Consider the following 1,707-nt stretch of genomic DNA (forward strand, 5'->3'; position numbering starts at 1 on the left):
GATCTGGAACGTGCTGCCGTCGGTCGGTTTTGTGCGCCTGCGCTCGCCTGTCGATAAGATCGATGCCATTTTCCCGTATGAGGCGCGCGGCGATTTCCTCGATCCTGCCGAGGGGGTTTTTACCACAGGCAGAGGTCTGCTCGATGCCGGGGCCTCTGTACAATGTCCACGCATCGTCAACGGTGCCACGTTCAACAGCCTCACCTTCATCGAGCAGCTGGGCGATGAGACGCTGGTGCGAACGGGCGGATTTGTAAAGCAGATCCAGATCTCGATTGCCCAGGGCCAATTTGCGACGTTCTCTGCCGATCTCGATTTTCGCGACGAGCAGCGCGTGACGTCATCGCCTGCGAATGACCTTCTGCCGCCGACCGACAGTTTCGTCCTCGACCCGGTCAAGGGATGGGGATCGCTCTGGCTGGATCGCAAACGGGTCACGGCACCGATCCGTCAGTTTCAGCTGACAATCACGCGCGACGGCGCAGGGCAGGATTTCGCCATGGGCAGCGTGGCAGCTGTCGGGCAGCGGCCCGGCAGTTTCATGGTGTCGGGCCAGATCCAGCTCTTTTTCCGTGACAGCACCGAATACCAGAAATTCCAGGACGACTGGCAGGGAGCGGTTCAGGTTCTGCTCAAGGACAAAAAGGGCAATGGCTACGGCCTGACTTTCTATAACGCCTCGCTGCAGAACCCGCAGATCAATGCAGGATCGAAGAACAGCACGATCGTTGCGACCTTCGACATCGAGGGCAACCCGCGACCGGGGGGCGGCACCTTCGCCCTGAGCATTTTCCCGGCCTGATCGCCTGGTCTTCGCTTGCAACATCGCAGGCGATGTCCCCGCTCTGAAACGACCTATCTCAAAAAACAGGAAGAACAACACCATGGCAAAACTCTCTGCCCTTTCCCGCGATGCTAGCCGTGTGCAGGAGGGCGAAACGATCGAGGTCGGCCCGCCCGGCAACACGTTCCTCATCACCACACGCGGCTTCACGCCGCGTTATCGCGACGCGCTCTATATCCTCAAGAATACGGTGGCGAGCCGTCTCAACCGCGCATTGCAGCCAGGTGCCACGCGCTACACTGCCGAGAGCCTGCCGCCGACCGAAGATGACAGGGCACAGGGTCAGGCCATTGCCGAACATTGCGTGCTTGATGTGGATGGCCTGCAGAATGACGACGGCTCCGAAATCGGAATCGATGCCTTCCGCCAGCTGCTCGCAAGCGGTGAGCATCCGATGCTGATCGCCCTTGCCATATCGGCTGCAGCCAAGGTGGGCGAACAGCGCACCGAAGATCATCGGGACGCGGTGGGAAACTGACAGCGGCGCTGGCTTGGGAACTCGAATACGGCCCATTCACGGGGCCTGACGAGGTGCCAGAGATCCGCGAAGCCATACTCGCCAGCAAGCCTGCCCTCCCACCCTCACTCGAACGCCCATGGCGTGGCTGGCATGATTTGCAACACGATCGCGCCTGGCTCACCGATCTGGTCGGGGCTGCCATAGGCAAGATCCGGGGCGTATCGCGCCCAGGCGGTATCTCCTGGCAGGCGCTGGCACGGTGGTGTGAGGCCAATGCGGTTTCGGAAGACGACCGGCCATGGATCGAGGACCAGATCCGCGCCATGGATAGCGTTTTCATGGCGTATCGAAACCGCAGGATCACCGAGGATATCGAACAGTTCATGAAGGGATGAACTATGGC

At 60.6% G+C, this 1,707-nt stretch carries 3 protein-coding genes; all 3 read left to right on the forward strand.

The window, feature by feature from the left end; translation table 11 throughout:
• A partial coding sequence (locus P792_RS37705) for a phage tail tube protein (RefSeq protein WP_023979465.1) occupies positions 1-802 on the forward strand: 802 nt, incomplete at its 5' end.
• A gap of 82 nt (positions 803-884) precedes the next feature.
• Entirely contained in the window at positions 885-1,322 is a 438-nt protein-coding gene (locus tag P792_RS32235; protein WP_023979466.1) for a hypothetical protein, read from the forward strand.
• A 53-nt stretch (positions 1,323-1,375) separates the two neighbouring features.
• Positions 1,376-1,699 carry a hypothetical protein gene (locus tag P792_RS32240; RefSeq protein WP_023979290.1) on the forward strand — a complete coding sequence of 108 codons (324 nt, stop codon included), beginning with the start codon at positions 1,376-1,378 and terminating at the stop codon, positions 1,697-1,699.
• Positions 1,700-1,707 lie beyond the last annotated feature (8 nt).

Source organism: Asaia sp. SF2.1 (assembly GCF_000505765.1).
GTDB classification, from domain to species: Bacteria; Pseudomonadota; Alphaproteobacteria; order Acetobacterales; family Acetobacteraceae; genus Asaia; species Asaia bogorensis.

What these genes read in the sequence shown, in the direction of transcription:
- P792_RS32235 (WP_023979466.1), top strand. Translation starts at nt 885, where the DNA reads ATGGCAAAACTCTCTGCCCTTTCCCGCGATGCTAGCCGTGTGCAGGAG.